At 74.0% G+C, this 1314-nt stretch carries 1 protein-coding gene; it reads left to right on the top strand.

All coding sequences use genetic code 11. The features are described from left to right. Positions 1 to 1154: amino acid permease (locus CCN56_RS40300; protein ID WP_086832509.1), on the top strand; the 1154-nt coding region annotated here is incomplete at its 5' end. Positions 1155 to 1314 lie beyond the last annotated feature (160 nt).

Here is a 1314-nt window from a genome sequence, read left to right as displayed (position 1 = left end):
TCTTCGGCCGCCTCGCCCACCGCCTGCCGCAGACCGGCGGACCCTACGTCTACGCCCGCGCCGCCTTCGGCGACTTCGCCGGCTTCCTCGCCGCCTGGTCGTACTGGATCACCGCCTGGGTCTCCAACGCCGCCCTCGCCGTCGCCGCCGTCGGCTACCTCGACGTGATCGTCCCCGTCCACGAGTCCAAGCTCGCCACGATCGCCGCCGCCCTGGCCTTCCAGTGGCTGCCCGCACTCGCCAACCTGGCCGGCACCCGCTACGTCGGCGCCGTGCAGGTCGTCGCGACCGTGCTCAAGTTCGTCCCGCTGATCCTGGTCGCCGTCGGCGGCCTGTTCTTCTTCGACAGCGCCAACCTCGGACCGTTCCAGGCGGGCGGGGGCGGCACGCTCGGCGCGGTCTCCGCCTCCGCCGCGATCCTGCTCTTCAGCTACCTCGGCGTCGAGTCCGCCGCCGTCAGCGCCGGCGAGGTCCGCGACCCCCGCCGCAACGTCGGCCGCGCCACCGTCCTCGGCACCCTCGGCGCCGCCGCCGTCTACCTGCTCGGCACCCTCTCCGTCTTCGGCACCGTCCCCCACGACAGGCTCGTCACCTCCACCGCGCCCTTCTCCGACGCCACGAACGCCATGTTCGGCGGCTCCTGGGGCGGCACCCTCGTCGCCTGCATGGCCATGGTGAGCATCCTCGGCGCGCTCAACGGCTGGACCCTGCTCAGCGCCCAGGCCCCCTACGCGGCCGCCCGCGACGGCCTGTTCCCGAAGGTCTTCACGGTCAAGCGGCGCGGCGTCCCGACGGTCGGCGTCCTCGTCACCGTCGTCCTCGCCTCGCTCCTGACCGTCTACAACTACACGGCCGGCACGAAGGGCGTCTTCGAGATCCTCGTCCTCGTCACCACCTTCACCGCCACCGTGCCCTACCTGCTGTCCACCGCCGCCCAGATCTACTTCCTGCTCTCCGGGCAGTCCGAGAAGGTGTCCAAGGCCCGGCTCGCCCGCGACGGCGTCCTCGCCCTCGCCGCCTTCGGCTTCTCCCTCTGGCTGGTCGCCGGCTCCGGCTACGCCGCCGTCTACCAGGGCGTCCTGTTCCTCTTCGCGGGCGTGCTCGTGTACGCGTGGATGGCGGCCCGCAAGCAGCGCGCCGCGGCCCAGGGCTGACGGCCGGGGCGGTGAATCCGGGGGCCGCGCGTAGGCCGCCCGGGCGGATCTCGGGCCCCGGGCGGCGTCCCGGGCGTACGGCGGGGCAGTACGGATCTCCGTGAGCCCCGCGCACCAGACGCCCGCCGCGCCCGCCGTCCCGGCGGGGCGACGGGCACGC

It is taken from the genome of Streptomyces sp. NRRL B-24572, assembly GCF_002156145.1.
GTDB lineage: Bacteria > Actinomycetota > Actinomycetes > Streptomycetales > Streptomycetaceae > Streptomyces > Streptomyces vietnamensis.
This window is presented reverse-complemented; position numbering and strand designations above follow the sequence as displayed.